This is a genomic window from Azospirillum sp. Sh1 (assembly GCF_008365135.1).
Classification (GTDB): Bacteria; Pseudomonadota; Alphaproteobacteria; order Azospirillales; family Azospirillaceae; genus Azospirillum; species Azospirillum oryzae.
This window is the reverse complement of record NZ_VTTK01000053.1, coordinates 1-21,290: the sequence shown is the minus strand read 5'-3', so window position 1 is coordinate 21,290 and position 21,290 is coordinate 1. Positions and strand designations below refer to the sequence as shown.

Below are 21,290 nucleotides of genomic sequence, written 5' to 3'. Positions count from 1 at the left end.
GCAGCATGTGGACTCCGCACCGGCCCGACGGCTACGACCGCCATCCCCTGCACCAGGGCAGCCAGGAAGAACGCATCTGGCCGGAGACCAACTGCTACGTCGATCTGTGGATCGAGGCGCTGCACGCCCGCGGCTTGGAACCGCGGGCGATGCTGGGCTTCACCGTCACCCAGGATTTCGAAGGCGACCAGTTCACCTTCTTCAAGGTGCCGCTGGAGGATCTGGAGACGCTGTACGGCCTGCGCGTGCAGGAGCTGGCGATCTACGACAGCGTCGAGGCCCATGTGGCGGAGCAGCTGAAGCGTAGCACGGCCAATAATCTTGAGGGCGGCGGATTGGTGCTGGTGGAGGTCGACGGCTTCCATTTGCCGGACACCCGCGGCACCTCCTATGGCACCACCCATGTGAAGACCACGGTCGGCATCGTCCGCATCGATCCGGCGGCGCGGACGATGGACTACTTCCACAATGCCGGCTTCTACCGGCTGGAGGGCGCCGACTACGAGGGCGTCGCCGCCGCGGCGGCCGGACCGCTCTTCCCCTACGTCGAGTTCGTGAAGCCGGGCACGGCGGCACTGGAGGGCGGGGCGCTGGTCACCGCCTCGCTCGACCTGCTGCGCCGCCATCTCGCCCGCCGTCCGGCCGGCAATCCGGTGACGGCCTACCGCGCCGCCTTCCCGGAGCATCTCGACCGGCTGCTGAGCCGGCCGATGGAGTATTTCCACCTCTACGCCTTCAACCTGTTGCGCCAGCTCGGTGCCAATTTCGAGCTGCTGGGCGCCCATGTCCGCTGGCTCGACGGCCCGGCCGACGCGGTGGAGGCCTGCCGGTCCATTGCCGAGGGCGCCAAGGCGATGCAGTTCCAGCTGGCCCGCACCGTGGCCCGGCGCAAGGCGCCCGACCTGACCGACAGCTTCGACCGGCTGGAACGGGGCTACGACGCCGTCCTGGGCAGTCTGGCCCGGCGATACGGGTGATCGGCGATGGCCCGTATCCGATCCGTCACCGGACGCCGGCAGACCCCTCTGGACCAGGGATGGACTCTGACCGTATCGGCGCCCGGCGGATCTGATGACGGGGCGGAGGGCATCCCGGCCCCGGTGCCCGGCACCGCCGCCCAGGCGCTCCAGGCCGCCGGCCTGTGGTCGGCCGGGGATCCCGCCCCCCTCCATGACAGGGATGTCGTCTACCGCACCCGCCTGACCGGCCATGGTCCGCGCCTCCTGCGCTTCCATGGCCTCGCCACCATCGCGGAGGTCCGGCTGGACGGCGAGCGCATCCTGACCTCCGACAGCATGTATCTGGCCCATGAGGTGCCGGTGACGCTGAACGGCGAGGCGGAACTGTCCATCCGCTTCCACGCCCTGCACCCGGTGCTGGCGGCGAAGAAGGGCCGCGCCCGCTGGCGGCCCAAGCTGGCCGAGCCGGCGGGGCTGCGCTTCGTCCGCACCACTCTGCTGGGCCATATGCCCGGCTGGTGCCCGCCGATCCACGCCGTCGGCCCCTTCCGCCCGGTGGAGCTGGTGGAAGAGACCGGCCCTTGCCGTGTGCTCGGTGCCGATCTGCGCACCGGCTACGACGGGCGGGACGGCCATCTGTCGCTGCGCCTGACGGTGGAGGGGGCGGCGGCTGGCGCCACCGGATCGGTGGAGGTCGCCGGCCGGACGGCGCCGCTGGTCTTCGACGGCGTTGGTAATGGTGTTGGCGGGTTCAGTGCCGACCTGATCCTGCCGGGCGTCGATCCCTGGTGGCCGCACACCCATGGCGAGCCGGTGCTGCACGGCGTGACCGCGCGGATTGGATCGGCCAAAATCGATCTCGGCCGCGTCGGCTTCCGCTCGCTGGAGGTCGACCGTGGTCCGGACGGCAACGGTTTCGCCCTGCTGGTGAACGGCGTCCGTGTGTTCTGCCGTGGCGGCTGCTGGGTGCCGGTCGATCTGGTCGGGCTGTCGTCCGACCGCGCGGCCTACGAACCCGAACTTCGGCGGATGCGCGAGGCCGGCGCCAACATGGTCCGTGTCGGCGGCACCATGCTGTATGAAGGCGACGCCTTCTTCGAGCTGTGCGACGAGCTGGGCATCCTGGTCTGGCAGGACGCCATGTTCGCCAATTTCGACTATCCCACCGACGCCGTCTTCCTCGACAGCGTGCGGGCGGAGATCGCGCAGCTGCTCGACCGCATCCAGGCGTCGCCGTCGCTGGCGGTGCTGTGCGGCGGCAGCGAGATGGAGCAGCAGGCGGCCATGCTGGGGCTGCCCCGCGCCTCCTGGACCCAACCTGCGCTCACCGCCGTGATCGCGGAGGAGACGGCCACCCGCCGGCCCGACCTGATCCGGGTCGCCAACTCCCCCAGCGGCGGGGCCTTGCCCTTCATCGCCAATGCCGGGGTGACCCATTATTACGGGGTCGGCGCCTACATGAAGCCGCTGGAGGATGCCCGGCGGGCCGGTGTGCGCTTCGCCAGCGAATGCCTCGCCTTCGCCAACCTGGGCGAGGACGATCCTCTGGGCGTCCCGGCGCTCCACCATCCCCGCTGGAAGGAACGGGTGCCGCGCGACCCCGGCGCCTCCTGGGACTTCGAGGATGTGCGGGAGCATTATCTGGAAGCGCTCTATGCCGTCGATCCGCGCCGCCTGCGCTACGAGGACCCCGACCGCTACCGCCGCCTGTCGCGCGCGGTGACCGGCGAGGTGATGCAGGCGGTGTTCGACGAGTGGCGGCGCGCCGGTTCGAGCTGCGCCGGCGGTCTGGTCTGGCAGTGGCGCGATCCCTGGCACAGCGGCGGTTGGGGCTGCGGTTGGGGCGCCGGCTGGGGGGTGGTCGCCGCCGACGGCACGCCGAAGCCGGCCTGGTACGCCCTGAAGCGTGCCTTCCGGCCGCTGCGGGTGATCCTGACCGACGAGGGCGTCAACGGGCTGGCGGTGCATCTGGTCAACGATACCGCCCGGCCGGTGGAAGCGCTGCTGCGGCTGACCGCATGGCGGGACGGGGCGGTGCCGGTGCTGAAGGCGGAGCGGCCGGTGACGCTGCCGGCGCGGGGAGCGGCGACGCTGGCCGCCGCCGAACTGTCCGACCGCTTTTTTGACACGACCTACGCCTACAGGTTTGGGCCTATCCCACACGATGTGGTGACGGCGCAATTGCTGTCGGCCGAAAGGGGCGCGGAACCAATTGACGAGTCTCATTATTTCCCCAAGGGACGCGCGCTGCCGCGGTCCGATCTGGGGCTGACCGCGATGGTGGAGGACCAGGGAAAGGTTTGGGCGTTGCGGCTCGCCACGGGGCGGTTCGCCTGTTCGGTGCATGTGGAGGACGACCGGTTCCAGGCGGAAGACGCCTGGTTCCATCTTCCGCCCGGTGTTGAGCGGGTCGTCCGCCTGCGGCCGCGGCCAGGTTTGGGGGTCGAGGACGGGATGGCATCGGCCGGGCGACCGGTGCCGAACGGCGAGGTCCATGCGCTGAACGCGCTGGCGCCCGTCCGCTACAGGGGGAACGCATGAAGCCGACACCGGTGGTGTTCGATGGTTGTTTCGGATGGCTGCATCCGGCGCAGGGACTGCGCGGGGTGGTTCTGTGCGGTCCCTACGGCTATGAGGAGCTGTGCGCGCACCGCGCCTGGAAAAGCTTCGCCGAAGGGCTGGCCGCGGCCGGATTGCCGACATTGCGTTTCGATTATCCCGGATCCGGCGATTCGGCCGGGGATGACAGCGAACCCGACCGGGTGCGCGCCTGGGTGGACAGCGTCAAGGCGGCGGTCCGCCGCCTGCGCGAGGACACCGGCGTCACCGAACTGACCCTGGTCGGCTACCGCATGGGCTCGCTGCTCGCCACGGCGGCGGCGCAGGAGCTGGCGGACGAGGGGCAGGGCGTCGACACGCTGGCTCTGGTGTCGCCGATCACCTCGGGCCGCAAGGCGCTTCGTGAACTCCAGACCCTGGCGGCCATCGTGCTGCGTCCGGTCTGCAATCCGGAGCCGCCGGAACGCGCCTCCTGGCTGAACGTGATCGGCATGCCGGTGACGCCCGAAACGGCACTGGCGCTGGGCGCCCTCAATCCGTTCGACCGGCCGGCGCTGCCCGCCCCGCGCATCCTGATCGCCGACCGCCCGGAGGGCAAGACGCCGGTGAAGCTCGCCACCCGCTGGCGCGCCATGGGTGCGGTGGCGGAGCCGATGGGTGTCAGCGGCGTGATGGAACTGGTCCAGCAGCCCCAGGGCGCCCAGGCCGCCGCGGTGCTGGAGCCGGTCCTGCGCTGGATCGCCGCCGGTCCGGTCGCCAGCGGCGCCACCCCGCCGCCGGACCGCCCGGCCGGCCTGATGATGCCGACCGCGGTCGAACGTCCGGTCTTCTTCGGTTCTGCACCGGAGCTGTTCGGCGTCTATTGCACCCCGGTCCTGGCCGATCCCGCCGGCAATCGGCCCGCCATCCTGTTCCTGAACAGCGGCGCCACCCACCATGTCGGCTCCGGCCGCGCCACCGTGGTCCAGGCGCGGCGGCTGGCGGCGCGCGGCTATGCCTCGCTCCGGATCGATGCGGCCGGCATCGGCGACAGCCCCGACCGGCCCGGCTTCCCGGACAATCTGCTCTACAACAAGGAGGTGATCACCGACGTCCGCGCCGCGCTGAACTGGCTGGAGGAGCAGGGGCACGAGCGTGTCGTCGTCATCGGCCTGTGCGCCGGCGGCACGCCCGCCCTGCATGCCGGCCTTGGCGACGACCGCGTGGTCGGGCAGATCGTGCTGAATCCCGGCCGGTTCGAGCTGGGCGGCGGCATCGCCGTCATGGATCTGATGCGGACGGTCGCCTTCCGCTCCACCAGGGAATATCTGCTGGAGGCGCTGAAGCCGGCCCGGCTGCGCGCCAGCATCCGCAAGCCGGCCCGCACCATCGGGCTGGCCAAGCGTCTGGCCGGCCGCTTCATCCGCAAGACCCTGATCCGCACCGGCATGACCCGCCACGCCCTGCGCATGTTCCGCCGCCTGTCGGCGGAAGGCCGGCGGGTGCTGGTGGTCTACAGCAGCGGCGACATGACGCTGGCCGAATTCTACCTGCATCTGGGCGAGGGGGGCCGTGCCCTGGACGGCCTGCCCGGCATCGAGGTGGTCTATCTCGACCGCTCCGACCACAGCCTGACGGTGTGGGAGGCGCGTGACCGGCTGGACCGTCTGATCGACCGCCATCTGACCTGCCTGGAAACCGCCGCCCAGTCAGATCCCGCCGTCTCGGGCCTCACCAGCTGGAGTCTGGGGCTTCCCGGAGGCCTGCCGTCCGGCGAGCGGGTGGGGTAGGGGCGGGGGAGATGCTGCGATAAATCGGATTTGCAGCGAGCCAATGCATCTCAGGGGTTGATCGCTTGCCGCCACTGGCTGCCGCCGCGATTGTAGGATATTCTGACCAAGCCGAAAAAGCGAAACCCCAGGAGAGGCGCGGCACGCCTGTCCTGGGGCTCTATCTGTGTCGTGGGCGCGTACCTTGCGGCAGAGGGGCTTCACGACTTACAGGAAAAGAGTGGGGTTCCGGTGGAAGAAAGTCAACTCATTTTTCATTACAAAGATAATGTGGTTGATGCATTGGAAGCGACGATATCCAGCGATCGGTTTGCGACTTATCTAAAACCTGCCGGCTTCGACAAACGGTATGCCATACAGCTATATGTCTGGAATTCAAGATTATCTGAGGCGCTACATCTGCCACTTCAAACGGCGGAAGTAACATTGCGCAACTCTGTGAACGAACGTCTTTGTTATTTATACGGTGCAGAGTGGCCGACTAGTGAACGATTCCGTTCGGTGCTGGGCGAGGAGAGCGGCGCGAACTTAGATCGTGTGAGGGGACGTATTGTCAAGGCGAAATATGCCCCAATGACGGGTCGCATCGTGGCCGGTTTGTCGTTCGACTTTTGGGCGTCACTGTTCAAGGGGAAATATGATCGCCCGATCTGGCAAACCGGACTTCATGCAACCTTCCCTCTGCTTCCAGCCGGTACGCGGCGTGGCGATGTCGCTGATTTGGTGAACAGGATCCGGTGGCTGCGGAACCGCGTGGCTCACTATGAGCCAATCTTCAAGGAAGACTTGTCATATCTGCATACAATAATCATTCGTCTCATTTCCTTTCGATGCAGCCACACGGCTGACTGGGTACGGCATCACAGCATCTTGCCTGCTGTGATGCGCTCTCGCCCAACCCCTGTACAGCGGGAGTCTGCCTTGGTGCCGGGGGAGTAAAGCTGCCGAGGAGCGGGTTGCTTCCGACAGCAATGCTGATACCCGCGAAATCCCATGGCCTCGGCCCCTGGCTGTTTGGTTCCGATCCCGCAGCAGGGCTTCTATTCACCCCAGCAGTTCCGCCAGCGACCGCGCCACCACCTGCGTCGCCCGGCGCAGGTCTTCCAGCACCAGCTTCTCGTCGGCGCGGTGGCCGTTGGCCTCCAGCAGGTCGCGCGGGCCAGCGCCGTAGAGGATTGTCGGGATGCCGGCCTCCGAATAATGGCGGGCGTCGGTGTAGAGCGGGATGCCGTTCTGGCCGACCGGCACGCCCAGCACCTCCTGCGCATGGGCCGCGAACAGCGAAGCCAGCCGCGGCGCGTCGCCGACCGAGCGGAAGGGGCGGGCCAGCAGGATGCGGCGGATGCTGACGCGGATGCCGTCCCGGCCGGCGGCGGCGCGCTCGATCAGGGCGCGCAGTTCGGCCTCGACTTCCGCCGGGTTCTCCTCCGGGATCATGCGGCGGTCGAGGCGGAAGGTGACGCGGTCGGGGACCACGTTGGTGTTGATGCCGCCCTGGATCAGCCCGACGGTCAGCGACGGGTGGGTGATTCCGGTGACGCTGGAGCGGCGCTCCGCCAGTTCCGGCCGGTGGGCGTAGAGCGCGGTCAGGATGCCGGTCGCCGCCTCCAGCGCGTCATGGCCGGTGTCGGGACGGGCGGCATGGGCGGACTTGCCGTCGACCTGTACCTCCAGATGCAGGCAGCCATTGTGCCCGGTCACCACCGAATAGGCGAAGCTGGCCGACACCGCATAGTCCGGCTTGGAAATCCCCTGGTCGAGCAGCCATTTCGGCCCGATCTCGCCGCCGGCTTCCTCGTCATAGGTCAAATGCAGCTCGACCGTGCCCTTCAGCGCCGCGTTCGAGGCCATCAGCGCCTGCAGGGCGAAAGCGTAGGTGGCGAAGTCGGACTTCGACACCGCCACGCCGCGCCCGTACATCACGCCGTCGCGGATTTCCGCTCCATACGGATCGCTCGACCAGCCCTCGCCCGGCGGCACCACGTCGCCATGGGCGTTCAGCGCTACGGTAGGCCCATCGCCGAAGCGGTGGCGGATCACCAGATTGGTGGCGCTGATCATGCCGTTGGCCCGCACCAGCTCGGCCGGAACCGGGTGGCGTTCCACCGTGAAGCCCATCGCCTCCAGCAGTTCGGCGGCGCGGACGGCGTGGGGGGCGCAGTCGCCGGGCGGGTTGTCGGACGGCACCTTCACCAGCTCCGCCAGGAAACGGACCTCCTCGTCGAAGCGGGCGTTCACCGCTTCATCCAGTGTGGCGGCGAGGGAGGGGGACAGGTCGGTCATGGCAGGCGGTCCGTCACGGGATGGAGGGGGAGGTTGCGGGCTGGAAATGGTCGACGAAGCGGGCGAGCACGCGGGCGCCGGCCTCGGCGTCGGCGGCGGTGATGCGTTCGGCCGGGTTGTGCGAGATGCCGCGTTCGCAGCGCACGAACAGCATGGCGATGTCGGTCAGCGCCGCCACCGCCATGGCGTCGTGGCCGGCGCCGCTCGGCAGTTCCGGCGCGTCCAGCCCTTCGGCGGCGGCTGCGGCGGCGAACTGCGCCATCAGCGCGGGGTGGCAGGCGACGGCCGGGCTTTCATGCAGGGTCTCGAAGCCGATGGCGACGCCGCGGGCGTCGGCGATGGCCTCCAGCCGGGCGCGGACGGCTCCGACCCGCTCCAGCCGCAGGGGGTCGCGGTCGGCGCGCAGGTCGATGGTGAAGCGGACCTTGCCGGGGATGACGTTGGTGGCGCCGGGCGATGCCTCGATCCGGCCGACGGTGCCGACCAGCCGCTCCTGCCCGGAGCACAGCTGCTCCACCGCCAGGATCATCTCGGCGGAGGCGGCCAGCGCGTCGCGGCGCAGGGTCATCGGCACGGTTCCGGCATGGCCGGCCATCCCCTCCACCGTCACCGCCAGCCGGGTGGCGCCGGCGATGGCGGTGACGACGCCGACCGGCCGGCCCAGCGCCTCCAGCACCGGCCCCTGCTCGATGTGCAGTTCCACATAGGCCAGCACGGCATGCGGCTCGTAGGCTGCGCTTGCCCAGGCGGCGGGTTGAAGACCGAAGGCGGTCATGGCGTCGGCCAGCCGCGTGCCGGCGGCGTCGCGCGTCTCCAGCACCGCCGGGTCGAAGGTGCCGGCGATGGCGCGGCTGCCGATCAGGGTCGATTGGAACCGCGTGCCCTCCTCGTCGCCGAAGCCGATCACCTCGACGGCGAAGGGCAGGCGCCGGCGGCGGGCGTTGAGGTTGGCGACCACGGCGATGCCGCTCAGCACGCCCAGCATGCCGTCATAGCGCCCGGCGTCGCGCACGGTGTCGAGGTGGGAGCCAATCAGCAGCGCCGGCAGACCCGGCTGGTTGCCTTCATAGCGGCCGATGATGTTGCCGACCGCATCCTCGCGCACGGCCATGCCCGCCTCGCGCATCCAGGCGGCGACGAGGTCATTGGCACGGCGGTGTTCCGGCGTCAGGTAGAGGCGCGACAACCGGCCATCCTCCGCGCTGATCGCCGCCAGCGCGTCGATGCGGTCGAGAAGGGCCGGTCCAGAGAGCGGGGATTCGGGCATCGGCGGGTCCGGACTGCACGGGGGAAACAGGACGATGCCCCCGGTTATACGCCGAAGCCACCGCTCCGCCCTAGCCCCCGGCCGGTGAAGACAGTTTCAAAGAATCCCGGAAAGGGGGCCGCCCGGCGCCTTCCGATCATGCCGCAGCGCAAAAAGACAGGAGAAAGATCGTTGGGAGTGCCGAATATTGCCTACCACCCTCTGGAAGGCCGGCCGCAGACTTCATAGATGAAGCGGAACAAAATCTGCCGATGAGTCTGTGTTTTTGCTGCGAGTGCGAAAGAAACCGCTGAGGGGAGGTGCGTCCATGACGTCTTTCGATCCCGATATGCCTTTCGAAAACGCAACGCCGATTGGCCGTCCGATTGGGCGAAAAGGCGGCGGCCTTTGGTTCAACGACCGCACCGAACTGGCCCAGGCCCGCACGCTGGCGGGATGGATCATGATTCTGGCCGAAGACCGCGGTCTGGACGACCGCCAATTGGCCGTCGTCACCGGCCTCGACCTGGAGGATGTGCGGGCGGTGCGGGAAGGAGCGGTGGCGATGCTGCCGCCACGCCTGCTGAACCGTGCGCTGGCAAGGCTGGAGGGCCGGAACGACGAAGGGCGGCTGCAATAGCTGCAAGCCGCCCTTTCCAATGCTGAATCGCTATGGAGCCGCACAAGAGATTGTGAGCTTTTTCAAGTCCCGCTGAAAGGCGCTCAGGTTCGAATCGCTTAACACCGGTTCTCAAACATCGGCTTCCCTCGGCCGTCATTCCCGCGAAGGCGGGAATCCAGCCCGTTCAAGGGCTTGGATGCGAAGCCTTCTGGTTCCCCGCCTTCGCGGGGATGACGGCCGAGAGAAGCAAAAGACTCGCAACCGCGTCAGGCGACGGCCAGAACGTCCACATACATGTTGGCCGGGGCCGACAGGTGGATGCGGTACAGCATGCCCGACTGGTCGACGATGATGTCGGCGACCGGGTTCTTGGTCGACAGGTCGGTCACCGCGGCGCGGACGTTGCGCGGCAGTTGGTCCAGCGCGACGTCGCGGTAACCGGACTTGTCGGAAAGCTTGATGGTCTTGTTGCCCATGATGGCAGCTGCTCTGTTCCAGAAGGCTTGAGAGGGGATACTCGATTGGCCGCGGGACAATGGTCCCCGCCGGTTAACCAACGGTTAAGTACCCCCTCCGGCCTTCCGGTCCTCCGCGCAGGGCAGCAGCGCATCCGGCGCAGGTGGGCGCCGACCTAGCGGCGGTCGCGCCTCTCGCTGCCGACCATGGCGTCACCGCGCCGCAGGGTGTCATCCTCCGGCAGCGGCTGTTTGCCCAACACCATGGAGCTGTTGTCGAGTGCGGCCACCATCGCGTCACGCGCCGGGGCGCCGGGGCCGGTCACGCTGCCCTCGCCCTGTGGGGCTGCCGGTTCCACCCGCTCGCCGACGCCGACCATGGCGGTCCGGCCCGAGCCGGTCGGACTGGCGACCCGCAGGTCGTTCTGCACATGCCCGACGCCCGACACGCTCTCGGCGATGTCCTCCGCCCGGCGGCGGGCGGCGCGGTCCGCCACGGTGCCGGACAGCGTCACCTCGCCCCCTTCCACCGTCACGCCGATGTCCGATGCGTCGATGTGGTGGTCGTCGGTCAGGCGTTCGTTGATGTCCTCCAAAATGCGTTCGTCGGAGCGGCGGTAGTTGCGCGGGCCGACGCCGCGATAGCGCGCTTCCGGCCTCATCTTCGCGAACTCCTCGCTCCAGGGATGGCGATGCATGGCGGCCTCCGATTCATGGTTTTGGGGATCGTTGGCCGTTCAACAGTCGGTGCGCGCGACCCGTTCCCCTGTCCGTTCGGGAACGTTGCCGCAAGACGGCGGCGGCGGGCGCATGGCGGCTACCGCTCAAAAGAGGCGCAACCAAGTCAACCGCCGGGAGTTGGGTTCGAAAAGAGCTTTGGCTGAGGACGTGCCATGACACATTCAAATCGAAGCGTCGCTCTCTGGGCGATGGTCATCCTTCTGGCGATACTGGGGCTCGGCTCGCTGGGCGGCGGGCTGTGGCTGATCCTGCTGGGCGGGTCCTGGTACTACGCCATCGCAGGCGTGCTGTTCCTGGCCACCGCCGTGCTTCTGGTGAAGCGGTCGCCGATGGCGCTGTCGATCTACGCGCTGCTGGTGATCGGCACGCTGATCTGGGCGCTGTGGGAAGCGGGGCTGGACTGGTGGCGGCTGTCGGCGCGCGGCGACGTGATCGCGGTGGTGGGCTTCCTGCTTATTCTGCCCTGGATCACCCGCAGCCTGGGCGAGCGTGAACCGGTGGCCGGCGAACGGGCGCCGGGCGCCTATCCCGTCGGCGTCTTCCGCGGCACCGGCATCCCGCTCACCGCCTCGCTGGTGATCGTGTTGCTGGTCGCCGTCGTCTCCTGGTTCACCGACCCGCACCGCATCGATGGTACCGTCCCGCAGCGCCAGCAGACCGCATCGGCCGCCGACACCGGGGCTGCGGATGCAGGCGCCGGCTCCGGCCCCGCGATCCCGGACGGGGAGTGGCAGGCCTATGGCCGCACCGGCTACGGCCAGCGCTATTCGCCGCTGACCGGCATCACGCCGCAGAATGTTGACAAGCTGGAGGTCGCCTGGACCTACCACACCGGCGACCTGCGCGGCCGGCCCGGCGATCCCACGGAAACCACCTTCGAGGTGACGCCGCTGAAGATCGGCAACCGGCTGTTCCTGTGTTCCCCGCACCAGCTCGTCATCGCGTTGGACGCGACGACCGGCAAGGAGGTCTGGCGCCGCGATCTGGAGATCAACCCGCGCAACCTCGCCCTGCAGCACCTGACCTGCCGCGGCCTGTCCTACCATGCGGCCTCGCAGTCGGTCGCCGCATCGCCCGGTCCGGCGACGCCGCGGACGGCCCCGGCCACCACCGATGCACCGAGCACCGACACCGCCGGGGTCGCCCCCACCATCCCGACTCCGCCGAACCCGGCCACCCCCGCCACCGGCACCACGCCGGTCGGCGCGGGTCCCTGCGCGTCGAAGCTGTTCATGCCGACCGCCGACGGCCGTCTGGTCGCGCTGAACCCGGAGGACGGGTCGATCTGCACCGGCTTCGGCCAGGACGGGCAGATCAACCTGTGGGCCAACATGCCGAATGTCCGGCCCGGCGCCTATTATTCGACCTCCCCGCCGGTGGTGACGGCCAACCTCGTCATCGTCGGCGGCACGGTGCTGGACAATGTGTCGGTCCACGAGCAGTCGGGCGTGATCCGCGCCTTCGACGTCAATGACGGCCATCTGGTGTGGAACTGGGATTCGGCCAAGCCGGACCAGACCGCGCCGATCCCCGACGGCCAGACCTACACCGTCAACTCGCCCAACAGCTGGTCAATCTCCAGCGTCGACGAGGCGCTGGGCATGGTCTATGTGCCACTGGGCAACCAGCCGCCCGACCAGTTCGGCGGCAACCGCAGCCCGGCGGTGGAGCGCTTCTCCTCTTCCGTCGTGGCGCTCGATCTGGCGACGGGGCAGGTGCGCTGGGTCTTTCAGACCGTGCATCACGATCTGTGGGACTATGACGTGCCGGCGCAGCCCAGCCTGATCGACCTGACCGTCGACGGTCAGACCGTCCCGGCCCTGGTGCAGCCGACCAAGCAGGGCGAACTGTTCGTGCTGGACCGCCGCACCGGCAAGCCGATCCTGCCGGTGACCGAGAAGCCGGCGCCGCAGGGTGCCGCCGAGGGCGATCATACCGCCCCGACCCAGCCGGTCTCCGCCCTGTCCTACGATCCGCCGCCGCTGACCGGGGCGGACATGTGGGGTGCGACGATGTTCGACCAACTCGCCTGCCGCATCGCGCTGAAGCGCCTGCGCTATGACGGCCGCTTCACCCCGCCGTCGCTGCAGGGCTCGCTGATCTATCCCGGCAATTTCGGCGTGTTCAACTGGGGCAGCGTCGCGGTCGACCCCAAGCGCCAAATCGCCTTCACCACGCCCACATATCTCGCCTTCGTGTCGCAGCTGGTGCGGCGCCAGAACGATACGGAGCTGTATGTCCAGGGTGGGGAACGGCCGCAATTCAGCCTGCCGGCTCTCAACGAGAATTTCGGCGCGCCCTATGCGGTGAAGCTCGCCCCCTTCGTCTCGGTCCTGGGCCTGCCCTGTCAGGCGCCGCCCTGGGGCTATGTCGCAGCGGCCGACCTGACGACCGGCAAGATCGTGTGGAAGCACAAGAACGGCACCACCCGCGACGCCTCGCCGGTGCCGCTGCCCTTCCGCATGGGCGTGCCCAACCTGGGCGGCCCGATCATGACCGCGGGCGGCGTGGCCTTCCTGTCCGGCACCATCGACTATTATGTGCGGGCCTACGACGTTTCCACCGGCAAGCAGCTGTGGGAAAGCCGTCTTCCGGCCGGCGGTCAGGCCACGCCGATGACCTACCAGGGGGAGGACGGCCGGCAATATGTGCTGGTGGTGGCCGGCGGCCATGGCTCGCTCGGGACCAGGAAGGGCGATTCGGTGATCGCCTATGCGCTGCCGAAGTGAAGTGCTGGGGGAGGGAAGGTGCTTTGCCCCCTCCCCAACCCTCCCCCGCGTTCCGCGGGAGAGGGGGTCAGTGCCGAAGCGGCGGAGTTCCCTCTCCCGCAATAGCGGGGGAGGGTTAGGGAGGGGGCATTCGCCAGCCAATCCCTCTTCAGCAAAGCCAACAAAAAAGCCCGCCCCGGTTCCCCAAGGCGGGCTTTCCCCAACCAAACAATCCTCAGCGCGTCGGCACCGGCGGCGTCTGCGAGTAGTCGTAGAAGCCGCGGCCGTACTTCTTGCCGATCCAGCCGGCCTCGACATACTTCACCAGCAGCGGGCAGGGGCGGTACTTGCTGTCGGCCAGCCCTTCATACAGCACCTGCATCACCGCCAGACAGGTGTCCAGGCCGATGAAGTCGGCCAGTTCCAGCGGGCCCATCGGGTGGTTGGCGCCCAGCTTCAGCGCGGTGTCGATGGCATCGACGCCGCCGACGCCCTCATAGAGGGTGTAGACGGCTTCGTTGATCATCGGCAGCAGGATGCGGTTGACGATGAAGGCCGGGAAATCCTCGGCCACCGCGGCGGTCTTGCCGATGGCGAGCGTCAGTTCCTTGATGGCGTTGAAGGTCGGCTCGTCGGTCGCGATGCCGCGGATCAGCTCGACCAGCTGCATCACCGGCACCGGGTTCATGAAGTGCATGCCCATGAACTTGGCCGGACGGTCGGTCGCCGCCGCCAGACGGGTGATCGAGATCGACGAGGTGTTCGTCGCGATCAGCGCCTCCGGCTTCAGGTGCGGAACCAGCTTCTTCAGCAGGTCGCGCTTCAGTGCCTCGTTCTCGGTCGCAGCCTCGATCACCAGATCGGAGTCGCCGAAGATCGACAGGTCGGTGCCGGTGACGATGCGGCCAAGCGCGGCCGTCTTGTCCGTCTCGCTCAGCTTGCCCTTCTGGATCTGCCGGTCGAAGTTCCGGGAGATGCCGGCGAGCGACTTTTCCAGCGCCGCTTCGCTGATGTCGGACAGGGTGACGTCGTACCCGGCCTGGGCACAGACCTGGGCGATGCCGCTGCCCATCTGGCCCGCACCGATGATGCCAATCTTCTTGATCGTGGTCATGGAGGCTGTCCCGCGAAGGATGTGGGTAAGTTGGTCCGCCGCGGCGGGCACCGGTTCCATCCGGTGACCGCCGCGGCAGTCCGGATCAGCGCGCCTTATCCAAGCTTTTCCGTCAGCTCCGGCACGGCCTTGAACAGGTCCGCGACGAGGCCGTAATCGGCGACCTGGAAGATGGGCGCTTCCTCATCCTTGTTGATCGCGACGATGACCTTGCTGTCCTTCATACCGGCGAGGTGCTGGATCGCACCCGAAATGCCGACGGCGATGTACAGCTCCGGCGCCACGATCTTGCCGGTTTGCCCGACTTGGTAGTCGTTCGGCACGAAACCCGCGTCCACGGCGGCGCGGCTGGCGCCCACCGCGGCACCCAGCTTGTCGGCCAGGGCCTCCAGCATCGGGAAATTGTCGCCCGACTGCATGCCGCGGCCACCCGAAACCACCACGCGGGCGGCGGTCAGCTCCGGACGCTCCGACTTGGTCAGCTCGGCCGAGACGAAGCTCGACAGGCCGGCGGCACCGACACCGGCCACGCTTTCCACTGCGGCCGAACCGCCTTCGGCGGCGGCGGTCTCGAAGGCGGTGGTGCGGACGGTAATCACCTTCACCGGATCGGACGACTGCACCATCGCAATCGCGTTGCCGGCATAGATCGGCCGCTCGAAAATCTCGCCGGAAACCACGGCGGTGATGTCGGAGATGGCGGCGACGTCCAGCAGCGCCGCGACGCGCGGCAGGAGGTTCTTGCCGACCGAGGTGGCGCCGGCCAGCACATGGCCGTAACCGTTCTTGGCGACCGACACCACCAGCGGGGCGACGTCTTCCGGCAGCTGGTGCTCGTAAGCCGAATCGTCGGCCAGCAGCACCTTGGCGACGCCGGCGACCTTGGCGGCGGCGTCGGCAGCGGCCTGCGCGCCCTTGCCGGCGACCAGCAGGTGAATGTCGCCGCCGATCTTGGAAGCGGCGGTGACGGCGTTCAGGGTGGCGGGCTTCAGCGAGGCGCCGTCGTGTTCCGCGATGACGAGAATGTTGGCCATGGTCAGTTCATCCCCCTCAGATCACGCGCGCATCGTTCTTGAGCTTGTCGACCAGCGTGGCGACGTCCGGCACCTTGATGCCGGCCTGACGCTTCGGCGGCTCAACGACCTTCAGCGTCTTCAGACGCGGCGTCACGTCGACGCCCAGGGCATCCGGCGTGACGGTCTCCAGCGGCTTCTTCTTCGCCTTCATGATGTTGGGCAGCGAGGCATAGCGCGGCTCGTTCAGGCGCAGGTCGGCCGTCACCACCGCCGGCAGCTTCAGCTCCACCGTCTCCAGACCGCCGTCGATCTCACGCGTCACCGCGACCTTGCCGTCGCCGGCGACGACCTTCGACGCGAAGGTGCCCTGGCCCCAGCCGAGCAGCGCCGCCAGCATCTGGCCGGTCTGGTTGCAGTCGTCGTCGATCGCCTGCTTGCCGAGGATGACGAGGCCGGGGGCCTCCTTCTCGACCAGGGCCTTCAGCAGCTTGGCGACGGCGAGCGGTTCGGTCGTCACGTCGGTCTGCACCAGGATGGCGCGGTCGGCACCCATGGCGAGAGCGGTGCGCAGGGTCTCCTGGGCCTGGGTCGGGCCGACGGAGACCACGACGATCTCGGTCGCCGTGCCGGCTTCCTTCAGGCGCACGGCTTCTTCGACGGCGATCTCGTCGAAGGGGTTCATGCTCATCTTCACGTTGGCGGTCTCGACGCCGCTGCCATCCGCCTTAACGCGGATCTTCACGTTGTAGTCGACCACTCGCTTAACGGGGACGAGGACTTTCATAACTCACCCTGGCTGCTGAGCGCGCGCCTGTTACGGCGAACACCGCGAAAATTGCTGTGGTTGCGAACGGACCATAGGATCTGGCATTACCACTGTCAATGACGCGCCGGATGCGCGGGCGGCGTCGTGTACCGGCCTGATTGTCGCGGCAGGGACGTGGGCGCCGCAATAACTCAGCGGTTGGCGCCGGGCACCCACAGCACGTCGTCCGCCCCGTTGCGGTTCACCACCCGGCTCAGCACGAACAGATGGTCGGACAGCCGGTTGATGTATTTCAGCGCAGCATGCGTCACCGGCTCATGCCGGGCCAGATCGGTCATCAGCCGTTCCGCCCGGCGCACGACGGTGCGGGCCAGATGCAGATGCGCCGCCGCCGGAGAGCCGCCGGGCAGGATGAAGGAGGTCAGCGGCGCCAGATCGGCGTTCATCGCGTCGATCTCCGCCTCCAGCCGGTCGACCTGCGCCTGCACGATGCGCAGCGGCGGGTATTTCGGGTCCTCCTCCTCCGGCGTGCAGAGGTCGGCGCCCAGATCGAACAGGTCGTTCTGGATGCGGCCCAGCATGGCGTCGGCTTCCGTCATACCGGCGGTGTGCAGGCGCGCCATGCCGATGACGGCGTTCGCCTCGTCCACCGTGCCATAGGCGGCGACGCGGCGGTCATGCTTCGGCACCCGGCTGCCGTCGCCGAGCGAGGTTTCGCCGGCGTCGCCGCCGCGCGTGTAGATCTTGGTCAGCTTCACCATGGGGAACCGTCAGCCTTTGGTCAGGATGGCGAGAACGAACAGCAGCAGCGCAGCACCCTGCAGCATCACGCGCAGCCGCATCGCCTTGTTGGAGCGGCGGGGATCGCCCTGGCCGCCACGGGCCATGAAGAAGAGGCCGACGAACAGCGAGCCGACCACCGCCAGCATCGCCATGACCATCAGGATGGGGAAAAGGTTTTGCATGACCGCCACTATATTCCAGCATCCGGCCCGCGCCTATGGCGACGTGGTCCCTTGAAATCGGTGTTCCGGGTAATCCCCCGGTTGCCAACGCCGCCGGACCGCATAGAGTGCGCGGCGTCGGGATCGGCGGATAGAGTGGAGATGCAGGCGATGCGGCGGCGGACTTTCCTGAAGACGGCCCTGAAGGCGACCGCGGTCACCGCGACCGGCACCGCTGCCTTCGCGGCGCTGAGCCGCAAGCCCGTCCAGGCGGCTCCCGGAACCGCCGTTCCGTCGACGTCCTTCCCCGACGATTTCCTGTGGGGCGTCTCCACCTCCAGCTACCAGATCGAGGGCGCCGTCGCCGAGGATGGGCGGGCGCCCAGCGTCTGGGACACCTTCAGCCATTCCTACGGGCGAATCGCCAACGGCGACACCGGCGACGTGGCCTGCGACCATTACCGCCGCTATGCCGAGGATGTGGATCTGATGGCGAAGGCCGGGATGAAGGCCTACCGCTTCTCCATCGCCTGGCCGCGGGTGATGCCGCAGGGCACCGGCGCGGTGAATGCCAAGGGGCTGGACTTCTACGACCGGCTGACCGACACGCTGCTGGCGAAAGGCATCCAGCCCTGGCCCTGCCTGTTCCATTGGGACCTGCCGCAGGCCCTGCAGGACCGCGGCGGCTGGACCAACCGGGACATCGCCGGCTGGTTCACCGAATACGCGCTGGCGGTGACCGCCCGGCTGGGCGACCGGGCGAAGCACTGGGTGATGCTGAACGAGCCGTCGGTGGTCGCCATCTTCGGCCACGGCACCGGCGGCCATGCGCCCGGCCTGACCGGGCGCGAGACCTGCCTGAAGGCGATCCACCACCAGAATCTCGCCCAGGGCACCGCGCTGGCGGCCCTGCGCAAGGCGGGCGGCAGGAACTGGCAACTGGGCACCGTGCTGTCGCTGCAGCCGTCCTGGCCGGTCGGCGGGCTCGACTCGAACTATCCGGCCTCGCTGATGTGGGATGCGGTGTGGAACCGCTCCTGCCTCGACCCGCTGTTCAAGGGCCGCTTCCCGGAGTTGCTGGAGGCGGACTTCGCCCGCATCGCCAAGCCCGACGATCTGGCGCGCATCAACCAGCCGGTCGATTTCCTCGGCGTCAACTACTACAGCCGCATGCACCAGCAGCCCGATCCGCAGGGGCTGTTCGGCACCGGCTACGGCTCGGCGCCGGAGGGCACGCGCAAGACCGGCATGGACTGGCCGGTGGAGCCGGATGGGCTGAGCGAAATCCTGGCCGAACTGCAGGAGAAATACGGCAACCCGCCGGTCTATGTGACGGAGAACGGGGCCGACTACCCCGACAGCATCGGCCCGAGCGGCCGTGTCGAGGACCGCGACCGCATCGCCTATCTGCGCGACCATCTGTTGGCCGCCGCCAAGTCGATCGACGAGGGCTGCAACCTCAAGGGCTACATGGCCTGGACGCTGCTGGACAATTTCGAATGGTCGGAGGGCTACCGCCGCCATTTCGGTCTGGTCCAGGTCGACCGCAAGACGATGGCCCGCACCCCGAAGGCCAGCTACGACTGGTATGCGTCGGTCATCCGCAACAACGCCGTTCCGCTGGCCTGAGGGCGGCGGTAGACTGCGGCCATGCCGTCCCCCCGCCCGCCCCAGCCGACTAGGTTCGCCATCCAGAAGGCGCGTGGCAAGGGGTGGAAGACGCTGGAGGTCGGCGAGGAGCTGGCCCACGCCAAGGCGCGTTTCGACCAGATGGTCGGCATCAACCCGCGGGCCTATTTCCGGCTGATTCAGCTCGATTACAACGCCGACTCCGCCTATGAAGGGATGGAGTTCAACTGGACGCTGATCGAGCTGTACGATCCCACCAGGGGCGGAAGCGTCCGGCCTCCACCGAAGCCCGTCCCGGCAACTCCCCGCAAACCGAAGGGCAAGCGTAAATCCGCTGAACCGATCGCCCTGCCGCTGCGAATCTATCTGACGGTGATCCTGATCGGCACGCTGGCGGGCGCCCTGGCCTACCTGCACTTCGCCGGCGGCCGGTAACGGCCGGGCGGCAAGGCGTCACTCCGCCGCATAGCCCTTGCGACGCATGCACAGCGCGAAGATTTCCTTGCGATAGCCGAACTGCGGCGTTTCCGGCAGCGGGCGCAGGGGATAGCCGCGCAGGCGCATGGCGTTGTCCACCTGCTCGGTGCATTCGTCATAGGCGACGGTCGGCACGTCCGGGCTGGCGGTCCACTCCCGGTAGGACGGCGGGCTGCTGCAGCCGGACAGCAGGGCGAGCGTGGACAGGCAGGCCAGCACCGGCAGGGCCGGCAGGCGTGCGGCTATGGTCCCGGTCATGGCTTGCGTCCCGCTCCTTTTTCGTCCCCGATTTGACGCTACCACGACCGGGGCTTTTCGATCCATTTTCGCGCACCATTTCCGGGAACGCGCCTTTTCGGCAACGCTGCGCGGCGGACAACGCAGACGCACCAAAATCGCCGCCGGAAAAGCGACGCAATCTGGTAACACGATCCAGTTTCCCCGATTCGGGGGGAGTGTCGTGGCTCTGAAGTCGGTCTGGCGTCACGGACGGAGGGAGAGGCAATGTCTGGGATTTCGCGGCGGGTGCATGGTGGCGCCGCGGTGGCGGCTGTCGCGGTGGTGGTATCGGCTCTGACCATGGGAACGCCCGCTCCGGCAAGGGCGGAGGCATCGGTCGCCGACATCCAGTGGGCGCAGACCATCCTCAAGGAAAAGGGCTTCGACATCGGCGGCCGGGCCAAGGGCCAGATGACGCCCGAAACCCGCTCAGCCCTCAGCGCCTATCAGAAGTCGGTCGGCCTGCCCGCCACCGGCAACCTCGACCAAGCCACCATCAACAAAATGATGGGCGACCGCGAAAAGAAGGCCTCGCCGACCATGGGCAGCCTGTCCAAGAGCCAGGTCGGCCAGACCCGCCACGAGAAGGAGGTGACGCCGCGCGCCGCCCCGACCGGCCGGGTCGAGTCGGGCAACGAGAGCGTCGGCGGCATGGCCCAGTTCGGCGGCGCCCCGGTGTCGTCCTCCTCCTCCTCCTCTTCCGCCAGCCACAGCGCCCCCGCCGCCGCCCCGGCGGCGCGTCCATCGGCGAGCGCGCCGGCTTCCGCTGCCGCGCCTTCCAGCCCGACTCCCCAGAGCGCGCCGCGTCCGTCGACCAGTGCCTCCGCCAGCGCCTCCGCCAGCGCATCCGAGGGGCCGGTGCCGCAGGCCGCACCGCGCGGGGCGGTGTCGGCGACCACGCCCGACGGCAAGCCGGTCCCGGTGGAGGAACCGGTTGCGGTCGGCGCGGCCCCGTCGGTCTGGCAGTCCAACGCCGCGCGTGCCGGTGTCGCCGGGCTGCTCGCCGCGACGCTGGGCGGCCTCGGCTTCGCATGGTGGCGCAGCGGCCGGGGCGTCGATCCACTCAGCCGAGCACCGGCCGGCGACGACCGTCCGCGCGACACCCGCGTCGAGCCGAGCTTCGGCGGCCCCCGCCGCCGGGAGGAACTGACGCCCGGCCCGCGGCTGACGGCGGAGGCGCGGCGGCGCTGAGCGCCGCCTCCCTCACATCATCATCGGACAGCCGCCCCCGCCGCAGCCACTGGGGGCGCAGGCGGGCGCGCAGGCCGGGGCGGGCGCCGGCAGGGACTTGCCGACGCGCGGGGCCATGATGGCCTTGGCGACCTCGGTGCCGCCGCAGGACGGGCAGGGGATGCCGGCGGCCTTCTTGGTGTCGTAATCGGCCATATTGTCGAACCACTGGTCGAAATCATGGCCGCAGGTGCAGTGCAGGGCATAGACGATCATCGCAAGAGCCTCGGAAAGCGGAAACCCGGCCGCTTTCTAGCCAAGCCTCCGGCGCCCCGCCAGGATCTGCATCAATCCTATCGTCAGCGTGAGTCGGTCACGCCCACCCGCGCGCACATCGACAGCAGCGGACAGGTGGAGCAGCGCGGCCGTTCGCCGGTGCAGACCCATTTGCCGAAGGGCACCAGCCGCTCGTTGATCGTAAGCATCCGCTGAGTGCCGCGGTCAGGCAGCTTTCGTCTGCTCGCGGATTGCCTTCCATTCCCAGGGGAGGAGT

Annotated in this window: 21 protein-coding genes; 9 read left to right on the top strand and 12 right to left on the bottom strand. The window is 68.4% G+C overall.

The genetic code is table 11. From position 1 onward, the window contains the following. The first annotated feature begins 5 nt into the window (after positions 1 to 5). The 4 genes from FZ029_RS30435 (at position 6) to FZ029_RS30420 (ending at position 6,226) form a co-directional block, all read left to right on the top strand. Complete coding sequence (locus FZ029_RS30435) at positions 6 to 977, top strand: DUF1839 family protein (RefSeq protein ID WP_149200704.1); 972 nt, start codon at positions 6 to 8, stop codon at positions 975 to 977. Positions 978 to 983: 6 nt separating this feature from the next. Next, complete coding sequence (locus tag FZ029_RS30430) at positions 984 to 3,500, top strand: glycoside hydrolase family 2 protein (RefSeq protein ID WP_149273697.1); 2,517 nt, start codon at positions 984 to 986, stop codon at positions 3,498 to 3,500. Further along, positions 3,497 to 5,287 (top strand): alpha/beta fold hydrolase, encoded by a 1,791-nt coding sequence (locus FZ029_RS30425; RefSeq protein WP_149273695.1) that lies wholly within the window; start codon positions 3,497 to 3,499, stop codon positions 5,285 to 5,287. Before FZ029_RS30430 ends, FZ029_RS30425 begins: the two co-directional genes overlap by 4 nt. 171 nt (positions 5,288 to 5,458) lie before the next feature. Further along, the gene (locus FZ029_RS30420; RefSeq protein ID WP_211104260.1) at positions 5,459 to 6,226 is read left to right on the top strand and encodes a hypothetical protein; all 768 of its coding nucleotides are present in this window, start codon (positions 5,459 to 5,461) and stop codon (positions 6,224 to 6,226) included. A gap of 105 nt (positions 6,227 to 6,331) precedes the next feature. Here the strand turns inward: FZ029_RS30420 and FZ029_RS30415 are convergent, their stop codons facing one another. Then, the gene (locus tag FZ029_RS30415; protein ID WP_149273691.1) at positions 6,332 to 7,570 is read right to left on the bottom strand and encodes an ArgE/DapE family deacylase; all 1,239 of its coding nucleotides are present in this window, start codon (positions 7,568 to 7,570) and stop codon (positions 6,332 to 6,334) included. Positions 7,571 to 7,583: 13 nt separating this feature from the next. Beyond that, the gene (locus FZ029_RS30410; protein ID WP_149273689.1) at positions 7,584 to 8,837 is read right to left on the bottom strand and encodes an allantoate amidohydrolase; all 1,254 of its coding nucleotides are present in this window, start codon (positions 8,835 to 8,837) and stop codon (positions 7,584 to 7,586) included. Between the two features lie 307 nt (positions 8,838 to 9,144). Here FZ029_RS30410 and FZ029_RS30405 point away from each other — a divergent pair, with 307 nt between their 5' ends. Further along, complete coding sequence (locus FZ029_RS30405) at positions 9,145 to 9,456, top strand: hypothetical protein (protein ID WP_149273687.1); 312 nt, start codon at positions 9,145 to 9,147, stop codon at positions 9,454 to 9,456. 248 nt (positions 9,457 to 9,704) lie between these two features. On the opposite strand, the gene FZ029_RS30400 is transcribed toward FZ029_RS30405, so the two are convergent. Next, complete coding sequence (locus FZ029_RS30400; RefSeq protein WP_109073591.1) at positions 9,705 to 9,914, bottom strand: hypothetical protein; 210 nt, start codon at positions 9,912 to 9,914, stop codon at positions 9,705 to 9,707. A gap of 155 nt (positions 9,915 to 10,069) precedes the next feature. Further along, on the bottom strand, positions 10,070 to 10,591 hold the full coding sequence (locus FZ029_RS30395; protein ID WP_149273685.1) for a BON domain-containing protein: 522 nt from the start codon (positions 10,589 to 10,591) through the stop codon (positions 10,070 to 10,072). Positions 10,592 to 10,786: 195 nt separating this feature from the next. Here FZ029_RS30395 and FZ029_RS30390 point away from each other — a divergent pair, with 195 nt between their 5' ends. After that, complete coding sequence (locus tag FZ029_RS30390) at positions 10,787 to 13,363, top strand: glucose/quinate/shikimate family membrane-bound PQQ-dependent dehydrogenase (protein WP_149273683.1); 2,577 nt, start codon at positions 10,787 to 10,789, stop codon at positions 13,361 to 13,363. A 214-nt stretch (positions 13,364 to 13,577) separates the two neighbouring features. Here FZ029_RS30390 and FZ029_RS30385 read toward each other — a convergent pair whose 3' ends face one another. The 5 genes from FZ029_RS30385 to FZ029_RS30365 form a co-directional block, all read right to left on the bottom strand. Then, complete coding sequence (locus tag FZ029_RS30385) at positions 13,578 to 14,456, bottom strand: 3-hydroxybutyryl-CoA dehydrogenase (RefSeq protein ID WP_149200611.1); 879 nt, start codon at positions 14,454 to 14,456, stop codon at positions 13,578 to 13,580. A gap of 95 nt (positions 14,457 to 14,551) precedes the next feature. After that, a complete protein-coding gene (locus FZ029_RS30380) occupies positions 14,552 to 15,490 on the bottom strand; it encodes an FAD-binding protein (protein WP_149273681.1) in 939 nt (312 codons plus the stop codon). A gap of 16 nt (positions 15,491 to 15,506) precedes the next feature. Further along, positions 15,507 to 16,256 (bottom strand): electron transfer flavoprotein subunit beta/FixA family protein, encoded by a 750-nt coding sequence (locus FZ029_RS30375; RefSeq protein WP_149273679.1) that lies wholly within the window; start codon positions 16,254 to 16,256, stop codon positions 15,507 to 15,509. Positions 16,257 to 16,429: 173 nt separating this feature from the next. Further along, the gene (locus FZ029_RS30370) at positions 16,430 to 16,999 is read right to left on the bottom strand and encodes a cob(I)yrinic acid a,c-diamide adenosyltransferase (protein WP_149273677.1); all 570 of its coding nucleotides are present in this window, start codon (positions 16,997 to 16,999) and stop codon (positions 16,430 to 16,432) included. A gap of 9 nt (positions 17,000 to 17,008) precedes the next feature. Then, a complete protein-coding gene (locus tag FZ029_RS30365) occupies positions 17,009 to 17,203 on the bottom strand; it encodes a twin transmembrane helix small protein (RefSeq protein WP_149273675.1) in 195 nt (64 codons plus the stop codon). A gap of 150 nt (positions 17,204 to 17,353) precedes the next feature. Between FZ029_RS30365 and FZ029_RS30360 the strand changes: the two genes are divergently transcribed. Both FZ029_RS30360 and FZ029_RS30355 read left to right on the top strand, forming a co-directional pair. Continuing rightward, the gene (locus FZ029_RS30360; RefSeq protein ID WP_149273674.1) at positions 17,354 to 18,811 is read left to right on the top strand and encodes a GH1 family beta-glucosidase; all 1,458 of its coding nucleotides are present in this window, start codon (positions 17,354 to 17,356) and stop codon (positions 18,809 to 18,811) included. Between the two features lie 21 nt (positions 18,812 to 18,832). Next, complete coding sequence (locus FZ029_RS30355) at positions 18,833 to 19,246, top strand: hypothetical protein (RefSeq protein ID WP_149273672.1); 414 nt, start codon at positions 18,833 to 18,835, stop codon at positions 19,244 to 19,246. Between the two features lie 18 nt (positions 19,247 to 19,264). On the opposite strand, the gene FZ029_RS30350 is transcribed toward FZ029_RS30355, so the two are convergent. Then, on the bottom strand, positions 19,265 to 19,546 hold the full coding sequence (locus tag FZ029_RS30350; protein WP_149273670.1) for a hypothetical protein: 282 nt from the start codon (positions 19,544 to 19,546) through the stop codon (positions 19,265 to 19,267). A gap of 246 nt (positions 19,547 to 19,792) precedes the next feature. On the opposite strand from FZ029_RS30350, the gene FZ029_RS30345 reads away from it, so the two are divergent. After that, a complete protein-coding gene (locus FZ029_RS30345) occupies positions 19,793 to 20,758 on the top strand; it encodes a peptidoglycan-binding domain-containing protein (RefSeq protein WP_149273668.1) in 966 nt (321 codons plus the stop codon). A gap of 12 nt (positions 20,759 to 20,770) precedes the next feature. Here the strand turns inward: FZ029_RS30345 and FZ029_RS30340 are convergent, their stop codons facing one another. Further along, a complete protein-coding gene (locus FZ029_RS30340; RefSeq protein ID WP_149273666.1) occupies positions 20,771 to 21,013 on the bottom strand; it encodes a DUF1178 family protein in 243 nt (80 codons plus the stop codon). A gap of 83 nt (positions 21,014 to 21,096) precedes the next feature. Then, positions 21,097 to 21,222 carry a hypothetical protein gene (locus tag FZ029_RS34020; protein WP_282184190.1) on the bottom strand — a complete coding sequence of 42 codons (126 nt, stop codon included), beginning with the start codon at positions 21,220 to 21,222 and terminating at the stop codon, positions 21,097 to 21,099. Between the last annotated feature and the right edge of the window lie 68 nt (positions 21,223 to 21,290).